This window comes from Cryobacterium sp. 10S3 (assembly GCF_034344045.1).
In the GTDB taxonomy this organism is placed as follows: Bacteria; Actinomycetota; Actinomycetes; order Actinomycetales; family Microbacteriaceae; genus Cryobacterium; species Cryobacterium glucosi.
The window spans coordinates 2,831,189-2,848,737 of the sequence record NZ_CP133773.1; the positions used below are offsets into that span (position 1 = coordinate 2,831,189).

General features: G+C 65.4%; 15 protein-coding genes. 10 read left to right on the forward strand and 5 right to left on the reverse strand.

Annotation, left to right across the window (positions count from 1 at the left end):
* Nucleotides 1–74 precede the first annotated feature (74 nt).
* On the forward strand, nucleotides 75–719 hold the full coding sequence (locus tag RHM57_RS13135; RefSeq protein WP_322135215.1) for a TetR/AcrR family transcriptional regulator: 645 nt from the start codon (nucleotides 75–77) through the stop codon (nucleotides 717–719).
* Entirely contained in the window at nucleotides 716–2,401 is a 1,686-nt protein-coding gene (locus RHM57_RS13140; protein WP_322188292.1) for an MDR family MFS transporter, read from the forward strand. The genes RHM57_RS13135 and RHM57_RS13140 overlap by 4 nt, the downstream gene beginning before the upstream one ends.
* Nucleotides 2,402–2,518: 117 nt before the next feature.
* Here the strand turns inward: RHM57_RS13140 and RHM57_RS13145 are convergent, their stop codons facing one another.
* Nucleotides 2,519–3,424 (reverse strand): ROK family protein, encoded by a 906-nt coding sequence (locus RHM57_RS13145; protein ID WP_241975320.1) that lies wholly within the window; start codon nucleotides 3,422–3,424, stop codon nucleotides 2,519–2,521.
* Nucleotides 3,425–3,830: 406 nt separating this feature from the next.
* Between RHM57_RS13145 and RHM57_RS13150 the strand changes: the two genes are divergently transcribed.
* The 7 genes from RHM57_RS13150 (at nucleotide 3,831) to RHM57_RS13180 (ending at nucleotide 13,575) form a co-directional block, all read left to right on the forward strand.
* A complete protein-coding gene (locus RHM57_RS13150; protein ID WP_322188294.1) occupies nucleotides 3,831–5,960 on the forward strand; it encodes an alpha-galactosidase in 2,130 nt (709 codons plus the stop codon).
* A gap of 26 nt (nucleotides 5,961–5,986) precedes the next feature.
* Nucleotides 5,987–7,303, forward strand: a complete 1,317-nt coding sequence (locus RHM57_RS13155) for an ABC transporter substrate-binding protein (RefSeq protein WP_322135211.1) — start codon at nucleotides 5,987–5,989, stop codon at nucleotides 7,301–7,303.
* Complete coding sequence (locus RHM57_RS13160) at nucleotides 7,300–8,253, forward strand: carbohydrate ABC transporter permease (protein WP_416172955.1); 954 nt, start codon at nucleotides 7,300–7,302, stop codon at nucleotides 8,251–8,253. Before RHM57_RS13155 ends, RHM57_RS13160 begins: the two co-directional genes overlap by 4 nt.
* Entirely contained in the window at nucleotides 8,250–9,164 is a 915-nt protein-coding gene (locus RHM57_RS13165; RefSeq protein ID WP_322135209.1) for a carbohydrate ABC transporter permease, read from the forward strand. The genes RHM57_RS13160 and RHM57_RS13165 overlap by 4 nt, the downstream gene beginning before the upstream one ends.
* A 113-nt stretch (nucleotides 9,165–9,277) precedes the next feature.
* Nucleotides 9,278–10,501: a sensor histidine kinase gene (locus tag RHM57_RS13170; protein ID WP_134445787.1), complete on the forward strand. Its 1,224-nt coding sequence runs from the start codon at nucleotides 9,278–9,280 to the stop codon at nucleotides 10,499–10,501.
* Complete coding sequence (locus RHM57_RS13175) at nucleotides 10,498–11,157, forward strand: response regulator transcription factor (protein WP_134445770.1); 660 nt, start codon at nucleotides 10,498–10,500, stop codon at nucleotides 11,155–11,157. Before RHM57_RS13170 ends, RHM57_RS13175 begins: the two co-directional genes overlap by 4 nt.
* 183 nt (nucleotides 11,158–11,340) lie before the next feature.
* Nucleotides 11,341–13,575: an MMPL family transporter gene (locus RHM57_RS13180; protein ID WP_322140959.1), complete on the forward strand. Its 2,235-nt coding sequence runs from the start codon at nucleotides 11,341–11,343 to the stop codon at nucleotides 13,573–13,575.
* Nucleotides 13,576–13,628: 53 nt separating this feature from the next.
* On the opposite strand, the gene RHM57_RS13185 is transcribed toward RHM57_RS13180, so the two are convergent.
* From RHM57_RS13185 to RHM57_RS13195, 3 genes are all read right to left on the reverse strand, one after another.
* Nucleotides 13,629–14,147, reverse strand: coding sequence for a hypothetical protein (locus RHM57_RS13185; protein WP_134558821.1), 519 nt, complete (start codon nucleotides 14,145–14,147; stop codon nucleotides 13,629–13,631).
* 181 nt (nucleotides 14,148–14,328) lie between these two features.
* Nucleotides 14,329–14,931 carry an SOUL family heme-binding protein gene (locus RHM57_RS13190; RefSeq protein WP_134445772.1) on the reverse strand — a complete coding sequence of 201 codons (603 nt, stop codon included), beginning with the start codon at nucleotides 14,929–14,931 and terminating at the stop codon, nucleotides 14,329–14,331.
* A gap of 26 nt (nucleotides 14,932–14,957) precedes the next feature.
* A complete protein-coding gene (locus tag RHM57_RS13195; RefSeq protein WP_134445773.1) occupies nucleotides 14,958–15,530 on the reverse strand; it encodes a TetR family transcriptional regulator in 573 nt (190 codons plus the stop codon).
* Nucleotides 15,531–15,661: 131 nt separating this feature from the next.
* Between RHM57_RS13195 and RHM57_RS13200 the strand changes: the two genes are divergently transcribed.
* Nucleotides 15,662–16,570 carry an SDR family oxidoreductase gene (locus tag RHM57_RS13200; RefSeq protein ID WP_322135205.1) on the forward strand — a complete coding sequence of 303 codons (909 nt, stop codon included), beginning with the start codon at nucleotides 15,662–15,664 and terminating at the stop codon, nucleotides 16,568–16,570.
* A gap of 69 nt (nucleotides 16,571–16,639) precedes the next feature.
* Here the strand turns inward: RHM57_RS13200 and RHM57_RS13205 are convergent, their stop codons facing one another.
* On the reverse strand, nucleotides 16,640–17,515 hold the full coding sequence (locus RHM57_RS13205) for a helix-turn-helix transcriptional regulator (protein WP_322135204.1): 876 nt from the start codon (nucleotides 17,513–17,515) through the stop codon (nucleotides 16,640–16,642).
* Nucleotides 17,516–17,549 lie beyond the last annotated feature (34 nt).

Consider the following 17,549-nt stretch of genomic DNA (forward strand, 5'->3'; position numbering starts at 1 on the left):
AGACTCCTGTGACTTTTTGCGTTGCACGCAATAATGCAACCGCGCAGTGTTGCGCATCGTGCAATAATGCATTCATGAACAATTCTTCCGGCCTCGGGCTCCGCGAGCGCAAGCGTGCGCGGACTTCCGAGGTCATCCACATCGCGGCGGCAGAGCTCGCGCTCGAACGCGGGCTCGACGCCGCGACCATCGAAATGATCAGCGACCGGGCCGGCGTGTCCACCCGCACGTTCTTCAACTACTTCCCGACCAAGGAAGATGCCGTCCTGGGCATTGACGAGGTCGCCGTGTCGGCCGAGCTCGACAGAGTGCGCGGATGCGACGAGGATGTCTTCCTCGCCCTGTTCGATCTGATCACCGCGCTGTTCGAAGCCACAGGCGGCGGAATCAAGTCCGACCTCAAGCGCGACGTCATCCGCAAATACCCGCAGCTGATGACCCGCCAGATGGTGCGCGTCGCCGAGCTCGAAGACCGCCTCAGCGCGATCATCGCCGGTTGGCTGGCGAAGGACGCACGCTTCGCAGAACAGAGCGAGGCCGAGCACCTCGAAGCGGCGCGCATCATCCTCGGCGTCTCCCTCGCCACCGTGCGAATCACCATGAAGAAATGGGCGAGCGATCCGGATCCGACCACCGGGCCACCGGCATCCGCTGCCCCCCGAGAAACCTACGAGCGCGCCATCGCGACGCTCAGAACTGTACTGGAGAAACTCACATGACGACCGTCCTCACCCGACCCAAGCAAGCAGAAGAGGCAGGTGTTCCGTCGACCCGCAGCGTGCTGCTCGTCTTCGCCGGCCTGATGGTGGCGATGCTCCTGTCGTCGCTCGACCAGACCATTTTCAGCACCGCGCTGCCGACCATCGTCGGCGAGCTCAACGGCGTCGAACACATGCTCTGGGTCACCACCGCATACATCCTCGCCTCGACCATCGTGATGCCCGTCTACGGCAAGCTCGGTGACCTCGTCGGCCGCAAGTGGCTGTTCGTCGGGGCGATCTCGATCTTCCTGGTGGGCAGCGTCATGGGCGGACTCGCCGACTCCATGGGCACCCTCATCGCCGGCCGCGCCGTTCAGGGCCTCGGTGGCGGCGGGCTGATGATCCTCGCGCTCGCCATCATCGCCGACGTCGTTCCCGCCCGCCAGCGTGGCAAGTACTCCGGCATCATGGGCGCCGTCTTCGCCGTCTCAAGCGTCGCGGGCCCGTTGCTCGGCGGCTACTTCACCGACGGTCCCGGCTGGCGCTGGGCGTTCTGGATGAACCTCCCCCTCGGACTCATCGCGATTGCCTCCGCCGTCTTCTTCCTGAAGCTGCCCCAGCGCGAGTACAGCAAGCCCCGCATCGACTACGCGGGCATGATCGTCCTCGCCCTCGCCGCGACCAGCCTGGTGCTCTTCACGACCTGGGGCGGCAATACCTATGACTGGGATTCGCCCGTCATCATCGGCCTGATCGTGGCGACGGTTGTGCTCGCCGGTCTCTTCGTGTTCATCCAGAACCGGGCAGCAGAACCCGTCATCCCGCTGAAGCTGTTCAAGAACCGCAACTTCAACCTCACCACCTCGGCCGGCCTCATCACCGGTGTCGCCATGTTCGGGGCGCTGGCCTACATGCCGACCTACCTGCAGATGGTCACCGGCGTCGGTGCCACGGATGCCGGCCTGCTCATGATCCCGATGATGGGTGCCCTGCTCATCTCGTCGATCGGTTCCGGCCAGATCGTGTCCCGTACCGGCAAGTACAAGGTCATCCCGATCATCGGCATGTTCGTCACCGCCCTCGGCCTGTTCCTGCTCTCCACCCTCACAGCGACCACCTATATCTGGATCATGTGCGCCTTCCTCGCCGTGATGGGCTTCGGACTCGGCCTCTCGATGCAGATCCTGACCCTGGTCGTGCAGAACTCGTTCCCGCGGTCCATCGTCGGAACCGCGACGAGCTCGAACAACTTCTTCCGCCAGATCGGCTCGTCCCTGGGCGCGGCGATCGTCGGCAGCCTGTTCGTCTCTCGGTTGACCGACATCCTTTCGGCGAACCTGCCGGCCGGCGGCACGGGCAGCACCGGAACCAACTCGCTTACTCCGGCGCTCGTCGCTGCTCTGCCCGAAGCAGCCCGCACGGTCATCGTCAACGCCTACGACGACGCACTCGCCCCGATCTTCCTGTTCATGGTGCCGCTCGTTCTGGTCGCCGCGGTGCTGCTGATGTTCGTCGTCGAGAAACCGCTCGCCACCCACATCGACGAGGCGGAAGGCGAACAGTCGCTCAACAAGGAGATGCTCGACGAGTCGCTCTCCGTGGGCGCCAACCCGACGGCGGAGCCGGTCCTCTCGGTACGCACCGGGTTGATCCGGGTCGTCGACACGAATGAGGGTTCCGGCAAGCGGACCCGCCTTTAGCCCTGGGCCACACTCCGGGGTTGCGAGCCCTTCGTACCGCCCGCTTCTCGGGACGGGCGAGGGGCTCGCGCGTGTGCGGTGACGCGAGAGCGCGAGCCCCGCATCAACCGGTCCGATTCAGGCGAAGGATGCCTGGATAGCGACGGCCGCCGCTCCCCGCGCCCAGGCCGTGAATCCGGAGCGGTCGACGAGGATGCGCACCGGTACGGCGTCCGGGTCGCGATCGGCGCGCGACGCCTCAAGGATGCGCGGCAGCTGCCGATCGGCGAGGCCGACGCCCTCGCCGGACAACACGATGGTTTGAACCATGGCGAGATTGGCAGTCGCCGCAATCAGGCGACCGAGCGACCGGGCCGCTGACCCGACGACCTGCGCGGCAACCGGGTCCCCCGCATCCGCCAGATCGAGGAGCTCGGTGTAGCCGACATCGCGTGCCAGCCCGACACGGGCGCTGGCCGTCATGCTCGGAATCGACAGCATGGCGGTCGAACACCCGCGATGCCCCTCTGCACAGAGTGGGCCCGTGGGATCGAGGGGAAAATGCCCGCCCAGGCCCAGTCCGGTGTCACTGTTGACAACCGGTCGGTCGTGAATGACAAGCCCATAGCCGACCCCCGCACCGATGGTCAGCACTGCGAAGTCTTCTATTCCCTTGGCGATCCCGAACCAGTGCTCGGCCGCCGTGAGCGCAACGACGTCGTTTTCCACGACCACCGGGACGCCCAGTGCGTCGTGGAGCAGTCCACCCAGATCGACACCCTTCCAACCGAGGAACGGTGCCCGCTCCACCCAGCGCGACCGGCCCACCTGGCCTCCGACCGTCACGCCAATCGCCGTCACACCGTCCATTCCACCGACCTCCACCGTGGCCCGCACGATGTCCGCAACGACCTGGGACGGCTCATGGCCGCTGAGCTCGATGACGCATTCGGCTCCGAGGTTTGCCCGGAGATCGGTGGCCACGGCGAAGACCTCTCCGGCGGTGAGCTTGACGCCGATGAAACGCTGGGAATCGACACTCACATCGAGAGGCCGTACGGGACGACCGATCGACCGTTCGATCGTTTCGGGAGCATCGACCAGGAGCCCCTCATCCAACAGAGGCTTACTCAGGCGCGTGAGCGTGGCCGGCGAAAGCCCGAGCCTGCGGCCCAGTTCACTCCGCGTGATGGGGCCATGAATGAGTACTTCCCGTGCCAGGTCCCGCGCGGGCCCAGTGAGGGCGTCACTCCGATGCGCAGTCGTCACCGCGCCCTCCGCTCAGAATATGCAGCCGTCTCAACCGGCTCGTTATTTCCATTATGAATCATAATGACCGGCATTTTCACTCCCAAATGGCCCCAATCAGAGACCTGATGTCGAATGACTCCAACCACTGTGCCGGAAACTCGATCTTGACACTACGTTATTTCCACTATAGAAATAACACATGCACCACGACAGCACTGTCCTTCACCTCCGCAATGGCGGTACCAGCGTCATCCTCGATTTCGACGGTGGCGGATTCCCTGCCGTTGTGCACTGGGGCGAAGACCAGGGTGACCTCTCCGCCGACGAGGCCCAGGCGATCGTCGTGGCTTCCCTTCCGCAACGGGTCTCCGGTGGCCTCGATGAGCCCGCGCGCCTGACGGTGCTGCCTCAGGAGTCTGAGGGCTGGCAGGGCACTCCTGGTCTTCGCGGTAGCCGGCATGGACGCTCGTTCTCTCCGAATTTCTGCGTGACGGGGATGGAGAGCGGCCCGTCCGAGCTCGTCCTGCTCGCGATCGACGCCGATGCCGGTCTGACACTTCGTCTCGGGTTGGACATCGACTCAGCGGGTGTACTGAGCCAGGTGCTCACGCTGACCAACGCCGGCCTCGACGACTACCAGCTCGAAGACCTCTGCCTCACCGTGCCTCTGCCGGGCACGGCCGCGGAAATCCTCGATACGAGCGGCCGGCACCTGCGGGAACGCACTCCGCAACGGCACTCGTTCACCATCGGACGGCACGAACGTGAAAGCCGAAAGGGGAGGCCGGGTGCCGATGCCACTCTGCTGCTGTGCGCAGGAGCCCCCGGCTTCGGGTTTGAAGCCGGGTTGGTGCACGCGGTCCATCTCGCATGGAGCGGCAACCACCGGCTTGCCGCCGAAAAACTCGTCACCGGGTCGGTCTTCCTCCAGGCCGGCGAGCTCCTCGCGCCCGGTGAAATTCAGCTGGGTCCAGGACAGAGCTACACCACTCCCACGGTCATCGCCTCCTGGGGCCACGGCCTCAACGAACTGAGTGGGCGCATCCACTCGCGGCTCCGCGCCCGCCCTACGCATCCAGCCATACCACGTCCGGTCACCCTCAATACCTGGGAGGCCGTCTACTTCGACCATGACCTCGATCGCCTGCTCGGGCTCGCGGATGCCGCCGCCCGGGTCGGCGTGGAACGGTACGTGCTCGACGATGGCTGGTTCCGCGGTCGTCGCGACGACACGAGCGGACTGGGTGACTGGTACGTCGACGACGACGTCTGGCCCGATGGACTCTCCCCGCTCATCGAACGAGTGACAGGACTCGGCATGCAGTTCGGGCTGTGGGTGGAGCCGGAGATGGTCAATCCCGATTCCGAACTCGCGCGAGCCCACCCGGAATGGATCCTGCAGCCCGGGGGCCGTTTCCCGGTTGAGGGGCGTCAACAACAGGTCCTCGATCTGTCGCACCCGGATGCGTACGGCTACATTCTCGAGCGGCTCGATGCCCTCCTGTCCGAATACCCGATTCGGTACCTGAAGTGGGATCACAACCGGGACCTCGTCGACGCGGGAAGCACCCGCACCGGCCGGGCCGCGGTGCACGAGAACGTCGTCGCCCTCTACGACCTGCTCGACGAACTGAAGGCGCGTCATCCCGGGTTGGAGATCGAGAGCTGCGCCTCAGGCGGAGCCCGCGTCGATCTCGGCATTCTCGACCATACCGATCGCATCTGGACGAGTGACTGCATCGATCCGATCGAACGACTGACGATCCAGAAGTACACGGGCCTCCTGGTGCCCTATGAACTGATGGGCGCCCACATCGGCGGCCCGGTGTCACACTCCACGGGGCGCCGGCACGATCTCTCGCTCCGGGCCGGCGTGGCCGTCCTCGGCCACCTGGGCATCGAGTGGGACATCACCACCCTCACCGAATCGGAGTCCGCTGAGCTGGCCGTCTGGATCGACTTGTACAAGTCTCGTCGCCACCTGTTCCACACCGGCACCGCCGTCCACGTCGACCACCCGGATCCGGCCGTCGACCTCCGGGGAGCGGTGTCCTCCGATCAGCGCACCGCACTGTTCGTCTTCACCCAGGTGCGCGCGAGCTCCTTCTACCCGGTCGGTCCGCTCCGGTTCGCCGGTCTCGACGACGAGTCCCGCTATCAGGTCCGAATGCTCGTCGAATCATCCACCGGCCCGGACGCCGGCCAGTCGCCCCTGTCCTGGTCCCACCAGCCGCTGACCCTCACGGGACGGGCCCTGCGCACCATCGGCGTGCAAGGACCGGTCCTCTTTCCTGAACACCTCGTCATCATCGAGATCACTTCCGCCTGAGGCGGAACCAAGCGCAAGGAGGCGCAATGAGAAACACCAACCGCACCGGGCTCCGGCATCGCAGACGGTTCACGGCAACCGCCGTGGTCGTCGCAGCCGCGACTCTCGTCGGACTCTCCGGATGCTCCGCACCCGATACCGGCATCGTCACGCTGAACTTCTTCCAGTTCAAGCCGGAAGCCGTCACGGAGTTCGCGTCGATCATTGACGACTTCGAGGCGGAGAACCCGGGAATCCGGGTCATCCAGAACTCCGTGCCAGACCCGGACACCGCCATCCGCACCCTGCTCGTGAAGGACAAGGTGCCCGACGTGTTGACCCTCAATGCCAACGGCAACTACGGCGAACTCGCCCGGGCGTGCATCTTCGCCGACCTGGCCGCCACCCCCGTGGCAGCGACGGTCAACCCCGCCGTACAGAACATCGTCCAGGCGCTCGGAACCTGCGCCGCCGACGGCGGGAAGGAAGTGAACGCACTCCCCTTCGCCAGCAACGCCTCCGGCATCCTGTACAACCCGACCATCTTCGCCGAGAACGGCGTCACCGTACCCACCACGTGGACAGAGCTTGTTGCGGCAGCCGAGAAGTTCAAAGCCAACGGCGTCTCGCCCTTCTTCTGCACCCTGAAAGACGCGTGGACCGCCGCCCCCGCGTTCGTCAACCTCGGCGGAACGCTGATGCCGAACGGATTCTTCGACGCCCTCCGTGCCGAAGGCTCCAACGTTTCCTCGGGCACAGTCTCGTTCCAGAAGGACTTCGCCACCGCGGCCCAGAAGGAAGTCACCCTGTTCAGCTATTGCCAGGACAACTTCGCGAGCCGCGACTACAACGCAGGCAACAAGGCCTTCGCGGATGGCGAATCCGCGATGTACCTTCAGGGCTCGTACGCAATTCCTGCCATTCGTGCCAACAATCCCCAGGCGAGCATCGGGTCGTTCCCCTACCCGGTCACCGATGACGCCGACGCCCGCGTCGTAGTCTCCGGTGTCGATGTCGGGATCGCCATCGGCCGGGACACCGCGCATCCTGCCGAAGCGCAGAAGTTCGTCGATTACCTCATGTCTCCCGCGGTCGTCACCGGATATTCCGAGGCTCAGAGCACGTTCTCGCCGTTGGCGAACGCCACCCCCAACACGGACACGGCCCTGGCCGGACTCGAGCCCTATTTCACCGCCGGGAAGATCGTCGGCTTCATCGATCATCAGATTCCCGCCGCGGTGCCGCTCGTGAACCTCCTGCAATCGCTCGTGATCAGCGGCGATTCCGGAACCTTCCTGAGCGACCTGGACTCCGAGTGGAGCAAGGTCGCGGCCCGCACGACTACTCAGAGACAGGGGAAATGACGATGACGTCGACAACATCAGTCCGGATCAAGAAACACCGGCCGGAACCTGCAGTATCGGCACCGGCATCCGCCCGGTCGTCGTTCGCCCGCACCCCGCGCACCTTCTACTGGATGGTGGTGCCGGCCGTTGTGATCTTCTTCGGCCTGCACACCGTCCCGGTGCTCTCTGGAATGTTCTTCAGCCTGACCAACTACGCCGGCTACGGCACCTGGGACTTCGTCGGGCTGTCCAACTACGTCAACCTGTTCCAGGACGACCGCGTGCTCAATTCCTACGGGTTCACCTTCGGATTCGCGATCGTCTCCACGATTTTGGTCAACGTGATCGCCCTGGCCATCGCCCTCGGACTGAACTCGAAGATCAAATTCCAGGCGGCCTTCCGCGGGGTCTTCTTCATCCCATACGTGCTGGCCATCCTGATCATCGGATACGTCTTCAACTACCTCTTCGCGAACTCCTTCCCGGCGATCTTCACGGCCATGGGGATGCCAGGCCTGGCCACGAACCTGCTGGCCAGCCCGGACTTCGCCTGGGTCGGCATCGTGATCACAACGGTGTGGCAGGCAGCGGCGTTCAACGTCATCCTGTATCTGGCCGGCCTGCAGACCATCTCCGCAGACCTGTACGAGGCTGCGTCCATCGACGGCGCATCCGGGTGGCGCCGGTTCCGATCGATTACGTTCCCGCTCATCGGCGCATACTTCACCATCAACATGGTGCTGTCGTTCAAGTCGTTCCTGCAGGTCTTCGACCAGATCGTCGCGCTCACCGCGGGCGGTCCGGGCACGTCCACCGAATCCATCGCCCTGGTCATCTTCCGAGGCGGCTTCCAGGGCGGAGAGTACGGGTACCAGATGGCCAACGCCGTCATCTACCTCTTCGTCATCATCATTGTTTCATTCGTCCAGCTGCGCTTCCTGCAGCGCCGGGAGGCGAGCTTCTCATGACCGATACCCTGACCACCCCGACCGCGTCGCCGACGCCGAACCTGCAGGATGCCGGCATCGCGAAACCGCGCACCCGCCGACGCATCGACGGCGGCAACGGCGGCACCAACTGGTGGCTGACCGCACTCATCGCAGTGTGCTCGCTCACCGTACTCATCCCGCTGTACTTCACCGTCGTCACCGCCCTCAAGACGCCGGACCAACTGGGCGGCACCGGGTTCGAACTGCCTACGAGCATCCGTTGGGAGAACTTCGCGGATGCCTACGAACTCACGAACTTCCCGCGCGCCCTGCTCAACACGGCCCTGATCACGGTCGGTGCGGTCTTCCTCACCCTGCTCACCAATTCGCTCGTGGCCTACGCGATCGCACGCAACATGCACAAGAAGTTCTTCAAGGGGCTGTACTTCTACTTCCTCGCCGCGATCTTCGTGCCGTTCCCGATCATCATGCTGCCGGTGGTCAAGGAGACAGCGGTGCTCGGCATCGACACTCCCGTTGGCCTGATCCTGCTGTACACGGTCTACGGGCTGTCGTTCAACATCTTCATCTTCGTCGCGTACATCAGCTCCATTCCGGTCGAGCTGGAGGAAGCCGCCCGCCTCGACGGGGCGAGCACCTGGACGGTGTTCTGGAAGGTGATCTTCCCGTTGCTCTCCCCCATGAACGCGACCGTGGGCATCCTCACCTGCGTCTGGGCGTGGAACGACTTTCTGTTGCCGCTGGTGGTGCTGTCCGACCCCTCGGCGCAGACACTCCCGCTCGCGCAGTTCATCTTCCAGGGCCAGTTCAACACGAACTACCCCGTGGCCTTCGCCTCGTATCTGATGGCCCTCGCACCGCTCCTGGTCGTGTACGTGATCGCCCAGAAGTGGGTCGTGAGCGGGGTCACCCGCGGTTCGGTCAAGTAGCCCGGGACAGCCAGAATCCCGGTGTGTCATGCGGCCGGTGTGGATCTACTGCGAACGCAGTAGATCCACACCGGCCGTCGCGCGTCCTCGAGTGGGAGGATCGACAGGTGACGATGTCGGCCTCCCCCAGAGAACTCGCCGCCTATCGACCCCGCTGGTACCGCAATCCGCGAACACTCGACCTGGCCGCGGTCGCGGTCACACTCGTTGCCGCGGCGACCGAATTCAGTGTCCCCCTGGCCAACGGCACGAGCCTCTTCGGATATCTGCCCCTGACCGTCTCTCTCCTCGGCGTCCTCGTCTCCCGACGGTATCCCTGGACCGGCATCGTGATCGTCACCCTCACGCCGCTGCTCGCGGCCACGGTCGCCTGGGATCCGCTGATCACCTGGAACATTGCCGTGTTCACCGCCTTCTCCGTCACCCTGCGCGCACTTCCGGGCGTATGGGTCGGCCTGCTCGTGGGACCGACCCTGTATTTCGCCGCCGTGATGTACAACGGAATCGGTTTCGGCAGCCCGACCGCCTTCACCGCATTCGCGTTCGGCTTCATGGCCGCCGCCGCGGGAAGCGCGGTGCGCAGCCACGACCGCTATCGAAACGAGCTGGAACAGCGCACGCTCGACGCTCTCGCCGCGCGGGACACCGAGGCGAATGGCCGCGTCACCGAGGAACGCCTCCGGATCGCCCGCGACCTGCACGACGTGATCGGGCACGAGGTGGCCGTCCTCGGAATTCACCTGGGCGTCGCCGAAGTGAACCTGCCGAGCGACGCCGCCGTCGCCCGCGAATCCCTGCACTCGGCGCGCACGAGTGTCCAATCCGTCCTGCTCGAGACCCAGCGCATTCTGCACGTGCTGCGCTCCGACACCACCGAGGGCCGCGACTCCGGCGTCGGCTTGCGGCCGGCGCCGGACTTCTCCGGGATACCCGATCTCATCGAATCCTGCCGGAACGCCGGGGTCGATGTCCGGGCCGACCTCACCCAGGCACCCGCCGCGCTCGATCCCGAAGTGAGCACCGCTGCATTCCGGATTGTGCAGGAGGCCTTGACGAATTCCCAGCGCCACGGTTCGGGACCGGTCACGCTGAGTACGACCCTGTCCGGCGCCGTCCTCACGATCACGGTCTCCAATCCGAAGACCGTGCGCACCGCGAAGATCGCCTCCCCTGCGCGGACACGGACGGGGGCAGACCTGGCCCCGCGCCGCGGTTACGGTCTCGTCGGAATGCGGGAACGCGCCGCATCGGCCGGCGGCAAACTCGTGGTCGAGGACCGTGATGACCTCTTCCACGTCACCGCGACCCTCCGGGTCGACGGAGGCAGGATCCGATGATCCGGGTCATGATCGTGGACGACCAGGAGATGATCCGGGTCGGGCTGCGCGCCATCCTCGCCCCGGAGCCGGACATCGACGTCGTGGCGGATGCCGCCGACGGTTTCGAAGCGCTCCAGCAGATCGTCGGGCTGTCCGTCGACGTGGTTCTGATGGACATCCGCATGCCCGGAATCGATGGCGTCGAAGCCACCCGGCGCCTGCGCCTCGACTTTCCGCCCGAAGAACTGCGCATCATCATCCTGACCACGTTCGAAAACGACGAGAACGTCTTCGCAGCACTCCGGGCCGGCGCGAACGGCTTTCTCAGCAAGGGCATCGGACCGACCGAACTTGTGGCCGGGATCGTCGACGTCGCCTCCGGTGGCGGCGCTTTGTCCGCCGCCGCGACCGCGGCGCTCATCCACCACGTCGCCGAGGAACACCGCCCGGCTGTCGACGCGGCCATGGTCGATCGCTTCTCCGTGCTCACACCCCGCGAACGAGACGTCGTCATCGCCATCGCAACGGGGCGCGACAACGCCCAGATCGCATCCGACATGTTCGTCTCGCCATACACGGTCAAGACCCACGCCAACCGGGCGATGATGAAGCTCGGCGCCCGTGACCGCGCCCAGCTCGTCACCTTCGCCTACCGCGCCGGGCTCTCCGCGTAGCCGGCTCACTCCCACACCCGGTCTACTGCGCACGCAGTAGACCGGCCGATTCGCCTGGACGAGGTGGCCGAGCCGCCCCGCGGGAACGATAGGAAATGTCCCTGCCGCACGGCAGCATCCGCCTGGCCCAACCGGCCGACCGCGAATGCCCGGACGCCTCTCTTCGCGAGTCCTAGGAGCATCATGGCCACGTTTCTTTCCCTCATCGGGCGCTTCAGCGCCCGGCACAGACTGGTGGTGGTCGGCGCCTGGCTGCTGATCTTCGTCGGCCTCATCGGCACCCTGGTCGTTGCGAGCGGCCAGGGCTCCCCCGGAACGGCCTCCACGTCGATTCCGAGCACGCAGTCCTCCCAGGCGCTGGAGCGGATGAGCCAGGAATTCCCCGACCTGGGCACCAGCACGCCCTCCTCATTGCAGCTCGTCTTCCAGTCCGACACGGGGGCCGCCGTCACGGGTGCCGCCGCCACCGCTCAGATCGCCGGCGTCCTGGCCGATGCCGCGACCATCCCGGACATCGCGTCCGTCAGCGACCCTTTCGACGCGCAGAAGCCGTACATCTCCCAGGACGGGAGCACCGCCGTTGCGACGCTCAGCTTCGGCGACCTATCCGCCGACCAGCAGAAAGCCTCCTACGAGGCAGCCCTCAGCGTGCAAGCGGATGCCCCTGACGGCCTCCGGGTCGAGGTCGGCGGAAACCTGGTCCCGCTCGGCGCCCCGCCCGCGGGCATCGGTGAGGGCGTCGGAGTGATCGTCGCCTTCCTCGTCCTGATCCTCACCTTCGGGTCGCTCCTCGCGGCCGGGGTGAACCTCCTGATCGCCGTCTTCGGCGTCGGCGTCGGCCTCGTGGGCGTTCTCGCCTATGGGGCGCTGACCCCGATCGGCGACACGACCATCATCCTCGCGCCCATGCTCGGCCTCGCCGTCGGGATCGACTACAGCCTGTTCATCCTGACCCGGTTCCGCGCCGAGCTCCGTAGCGGCAGGAACGTCGAAGACTCCGTCGCCCGGGCAACGGGAACCGCCGGAGGCTCTGTGGTGTTCGCCGGCCTCACCGTCATCATCGCCCTGGTCGGCCTCCTCGTCGCGAACATCAGGTTCATCACGGAGATGGGCATCGCCGCCGCCTTCGCCATCCTCGTCTCCGTGCTGATGGCCTTGACCCTCCTCCCGGTCCTGATGCGCACCCTCGGACGCCGGGTTCTGCCGAAGAAGGAACGCACCCGCCGCTCGAACGCCTTCGGGACGCCATCCGATGGTTCGACGGACGCGCAGTCCCCCACTCGGAAGGGGTTCCTCCGGCGCTGGGGGACGTTCGTCGTCGCCCATCCGGTCCGGTCGCTGCTCGCCGGCGTTGTCGTGCTTGTCATTGTCGCCGCCCCCATCCTCAGCATGAAGACCGCATTCAGCATCCCCGGCGGCGCCGACCCGACCTCGACGCAGCGGACCGCGTACAACCTCATCATCGACGAATTCGGCGGGGTGCAAAGCCCGCTCGTCGTGCTCGCCGAAGCCGACGGCGATATCACCGCCCAGACCGCATCCGTCCAGGACGCACTCGCCAGCCTTCCCGGTGTCCAGATGGCCGTTCCCGGCCCGATCAGCGCCGACGGACACGTCGCACTCCTGACCGTGATCCCCGCAAAAGGCCCCATCGATCAGCAGACGAAGGACCTCGTCCAGCAGATCCGCACTGACGCCGACTCTGTGCCCGGAGTCCACCTCGAGGTGACCGGAGAGACCGCGATCGGCATCGACCAGGACCAGGCCCTCCAGGACGCGCTGATCCGGTATCTCATTGTCATCGTCGTCATCTCCCTGGTGCTCTTGATCGTCATGTTCCGGTCGCTGCTCATCCCGCTCATCGCCACCCTCGGCTACCTGCTCTCCGTCGGCGCCTCCTTCGGCGCGAGCGTCGCCGTCTTCCAGTGGGGCTGGCTCGATCCCCTGATCCCGGCGCCCCAGGGCGACCCGATGATGAGCATCCTGCCGATCCTGCTCGTCGGCGTGCTCTTCGGGCTCGCCATGGATTACCAGGTCTTCCTGGTGTCCCGGATCCAGGAGATGCACAACACGGGAATGTCGCCGAAGCAGGCGATCATCGAAGGCTTCTCCCGTTCGGGCCCGGTCCTGGTGGCTGCGGCAACCATCATGACCGTCGTCTTCGCGGGCTTTGCGACGAGCACCTTCCCGATCGCCGCATCCATCGCCTTCGGGCTCGTGGTCGGAGTGATGGCTGACGCCTTCATCGTGCGCCTCATCCTGATGCCCGCACTGATGTCCCTGCTCGGCAAGGCCGCGTGGTGGCTGCCGAAGTGGCTCGATCGCCTCCTCCCGAATCTTGACATGGAAGGCCATGCACTCGACGAGCGCCCCGATTCCCAGCCCGACAAGCGGGAAGCCGTACTCGTGACCGAGTAGCCATTGGTGGGGCCGGTGCATGCATCATGCACTGGCCCGCCCGGAGGCACGAATTATTTCTTGCCCTTCTTGTCGTCCACTATTCCGCCCAGCAGGCCGCCGATCGCGCCACCGAGCACCCCTCCGGCAGGACCCCCGAGGAGTGATCCGATGCCGGCTCCAATCCCCGCGAGGCTCGAGCCGTAGCTCACCCGGGCGATCGAGACCGTCGTCGATCCTTCGGGACTCACTGAGATCTCGAACGACCCGACGGCGGCCGACGCCACCACCAGCGCGACGGGGCTGGCCTTGCCGCCAGCCGCCAGCTTGCCGTAGATCTCCCGCGACTCGAAGAAGGCGCGTTGGGGGTCCGCCTTCCCCTCTCCGGCCTCGAACCCGAGCTTGTAGAGCCCAAGGAGCGTCTGCACCTCGTCATCGGTGATCAGCTCTGCGGCTTCCAGCCGATCCAGGATGGCTTTGTGATCACTGATCATGTCGCCCTTGTTGGCTTCCACAATGCGTCGCGCTTCCGCGCGCGCGGCGTGCATCAGCCCTGCGATATCGGTACCCAGGTACGTTGGAGCTTCCATCATGCGCCTCCTCTGAGAAATACTCATGTCAGTAAAGCACCGGAAGCGGTTGTCGGCTAAGGGGTTGGCAGAGATCCCGTCAGGGGTTAGCAGGGATGGGCCGGCGTTCCGGCTGCGGCTCTTCGATTCCCATCAGCGCCTGTGCGTCAAGTCGGCCAGGGCGCCCTCGACCTGGCTGACGAGGTTACGGCCGAGTCTCTGCCTCGGTGGGCACGATATCGAGCAGGACCTCGTTACGACGCAGGAACGAGGGCATGAACGGTGGATCGAAACGGGCGAAACGGGGCTCTCCCCACGCCGTGAATCCAGAGGCGGCTATCGCACCCCGGAGCAACTCCAGATGGCGCGCATACCCGGCCTCGTCCCACCGGCCGCGATACCTCACCGCAGCGGTGAGACTCCCCGGAATGCTCCTCAGCCGCACCTGCGGGCTGGTCGGTTGTGGAGCCGTCTCGATCGTGAGGCCCGTGGGGAGCACGAAGGCAACGCGGAACGCCCCCTTCTCGCCAGGATCACCTGGCTTTCCGCCGACGGCCTCCTGAACGACAGGAGCGGTCATCGCGATCTTCGTCGACGCCTCGGCCTGCACGACAGGCGCGGTCATCGCGACCTTCTGACGAACGGAATTCTCGCCGCTGATATAGGCGAACAGGTATCGGAATGCACGATTGCCGGCATCTTCGAATGGCCCTGTCGTGATGACCTCGGCGACGAGATGCTCCGGGTAGCGACGCAACTCGAAACCATCGTTATTGCCCACGACCGCATAGGGCTGTTGTTCGGTCATGCTCTCAAGCTACTCCGCGTTCAGGTCTAGCCAACGATGATGCTGGGTGTGACCTCACGAAGCTGGCAGACGGTGTCACGGATGCACTCAGCCCAGTCCTCGGAAGGCGTACCCGTGATCCATCTCTCGAAGCCGATCTTGAACACGGTCACACCCGTCTCGGCGGCAAGGGTCGCCGACGGCTCCGCAACCCCGCGCTCGCGCAGCGCCCCCGCGACGGATGCGCTCAGGGTCGAAAATTTCAGCAGTTCGCGCTCCTGGAGTGCGGGATTGGCCGAGATGATCGCGGCCCGCCGAATGGAGTGTGCACGGTCGAAGACCAGTCCGCCGACCTTGTTCATGGCCGCAATGACCACGTCGACCGGTCGCACATCTTCGGGCGTCTCGGCAATGGTCGCGAGGATGATGCGCTGGAGTTCCTGGGATCCCTGGAAGAGCACCTCCCGTTTGTCGGCGAAGTAACGGAAGAACGTGCGCTCGGTAACACCCGCTCGTTCCGCGATCTCAAGGGCCGTCGTCTGCTCGAAGCCGCGCTCCGAGTAGAGCTCCAGTGCGGCGCGCGCGAGCCGACCGTGCGCATCCGGTAGCCAGCGTCCCATGAGAGGCAGTCTACGATCTTTCGAGTTGATGTCGGTCGCTGACATTACGTGCTACTCTGACGTCAGCAACTGACATCAGTAGCCGATGCCTGGCAACCGACCGGGCGCGCGTCTCGAAGGAGAAGTCACTCATGCGTATTTTCATCACCGGCGCTTCCGGCTGGATCGGCTCTGCCGTATCCCAGGAAATCATCGCTGCCGGACACGAGGTCGTCGGCCTGGCGCGAAACGACGAGTCGTTCGCGAAACTGCAGGCCGCCGGCGTCACTCCCCATCGCGGGAATCTCGACGATCTCGACAGCATGCGCGAGGCGGCGGCAGCAGCGGATGGCGTCATCCATCTGGCATACAAGCACGACTTTTCCGACATGGCGGGTGCCGGCGCGACCGAGCGAGCCACCATCGAGATGTTCGGGGACACCCTCGCCGGCTCGGATCGCCCGTTCCTGTTCGCGTCTGGTGTTGCGGGGCTCGCGCCTGGCAGGCTCGCAAGCGAGGACGACGCGGTTCCGTTCAGCGGGCCTGAGGCGCCGCGCGGGGGCGCAGAGGCGCTCGCGCTTTCCTATGCCGACCGCGGAATCCGCTCCGTCGCCCTCCGTTTCTCCCCGACAGTCCACGGTGAGGGCGACCACGGATTCATGCAGGTGATCTCAGGGATCGCCGGCGAAAAGGGTGTCTCCGGCTATGTCGGTGACGGTTCCAGCCGCTGGCCTGCCGTGAATCGTCTGGATGCAGCGAGGATGGTGGCACTCGCACTCGCGAAGGCGCCTGCCGGATCCCGCGTGCACGCCGTCGGCGAAGAGGGCATCTCGTCGCTCGAGATTGCCGCCGCAATCGGCGACGCTCGAGGCATCCCACTGGTGTCGATTCCCCCGGAAGATGCCGCCGCGCACTTCGGCTGGATCGGCATGTTCTTCGGCCTGGACGTTCCCACCTCGAGCGCCAGGACGCAGGACCTGCTCGGCTGGACACCGACGCACCCCGGCCTTGTCGACGATATCAAGTCCGGCTTCTACGGGTCGAGGCGTCCCGCCCAGTAGTCCCTTCGTTCGTCGGCACCTGATCGGTGAATGAACAGCAGGCAACATCGCCTCACTGAAGCGAAGCCCTTACCGGGGTTCGGCCGCTTCGATTCGCGGGGCTGCCCAGCTGGCCAGGAGTCGCAGACGCTCTGCGCTGGGTGAGCCGGGTTCCGCGGTGTAGATCATAAGAACGAATCCTGGGTCGGCGGTGATGATGAGCTCTTCATAGGCAAGAGTGAGCTCGCCGACGACGGGGTGATTGAAGCGTTTTGTGCCGGAGCCGTGGGTGCGGACGTCGTGGGCCCCCCAGAGCTGGCGGAATGTGTCGCTGCGGGTGGATAGTTCGCCGACGAGGTCCTGGAGGCCTTTGTCGTTGGGGTCGCGCCCTGCTTCGGCACGCATGATTGCGACGCACATTCCGGCGAAGAGATCCCAGTCCGGATAGAAGTCGCGTGATGCGGGGTCGAGGAATTGGAACCGGGCCAGGTTCGGTGTGCGCCCACCGTCGCCGATCAGTGGCGAGTAGAAGGCACGTCCGAGTTCGTTTGTGGCGAGAAGATCCTGGTGCTGGTCGCGCACGAATGCCACGCCGTCGGTGATCGTGCTGAGTACCCAGTGAAGACTGGGCCTGCTCACGGCGTTCTTTGTGGCGCGCCTGCGCGGACGTCCGGACAATGGGACGCCGTCTGCTGCGCGGGCGAGGTCGAAGAGGTGGGTCCGTTCCGTGTCGTCGAGGTTGAGTGCGCGGGCAAGGGCGTCGAGAACGGAGGAGGACGCCCCTCCGATCGCGCCACGTTCGAGCTTGGCGTAGTACTCGACACTGACGCCGGCGAGCGTTGCCACCTCGGTGCGACGGAGCCCCGCCACCCGCCGGTTTGCTCCGGCGGGAAGGCCCACCTGTTCCGGAGCAATTTTCGCGCGGCGGGACATGAGGAATTCGCGTACCTCGGAGTGATTGTCCATGTCGACGAGACTACGTCTCCGGCACTGGGCGCGG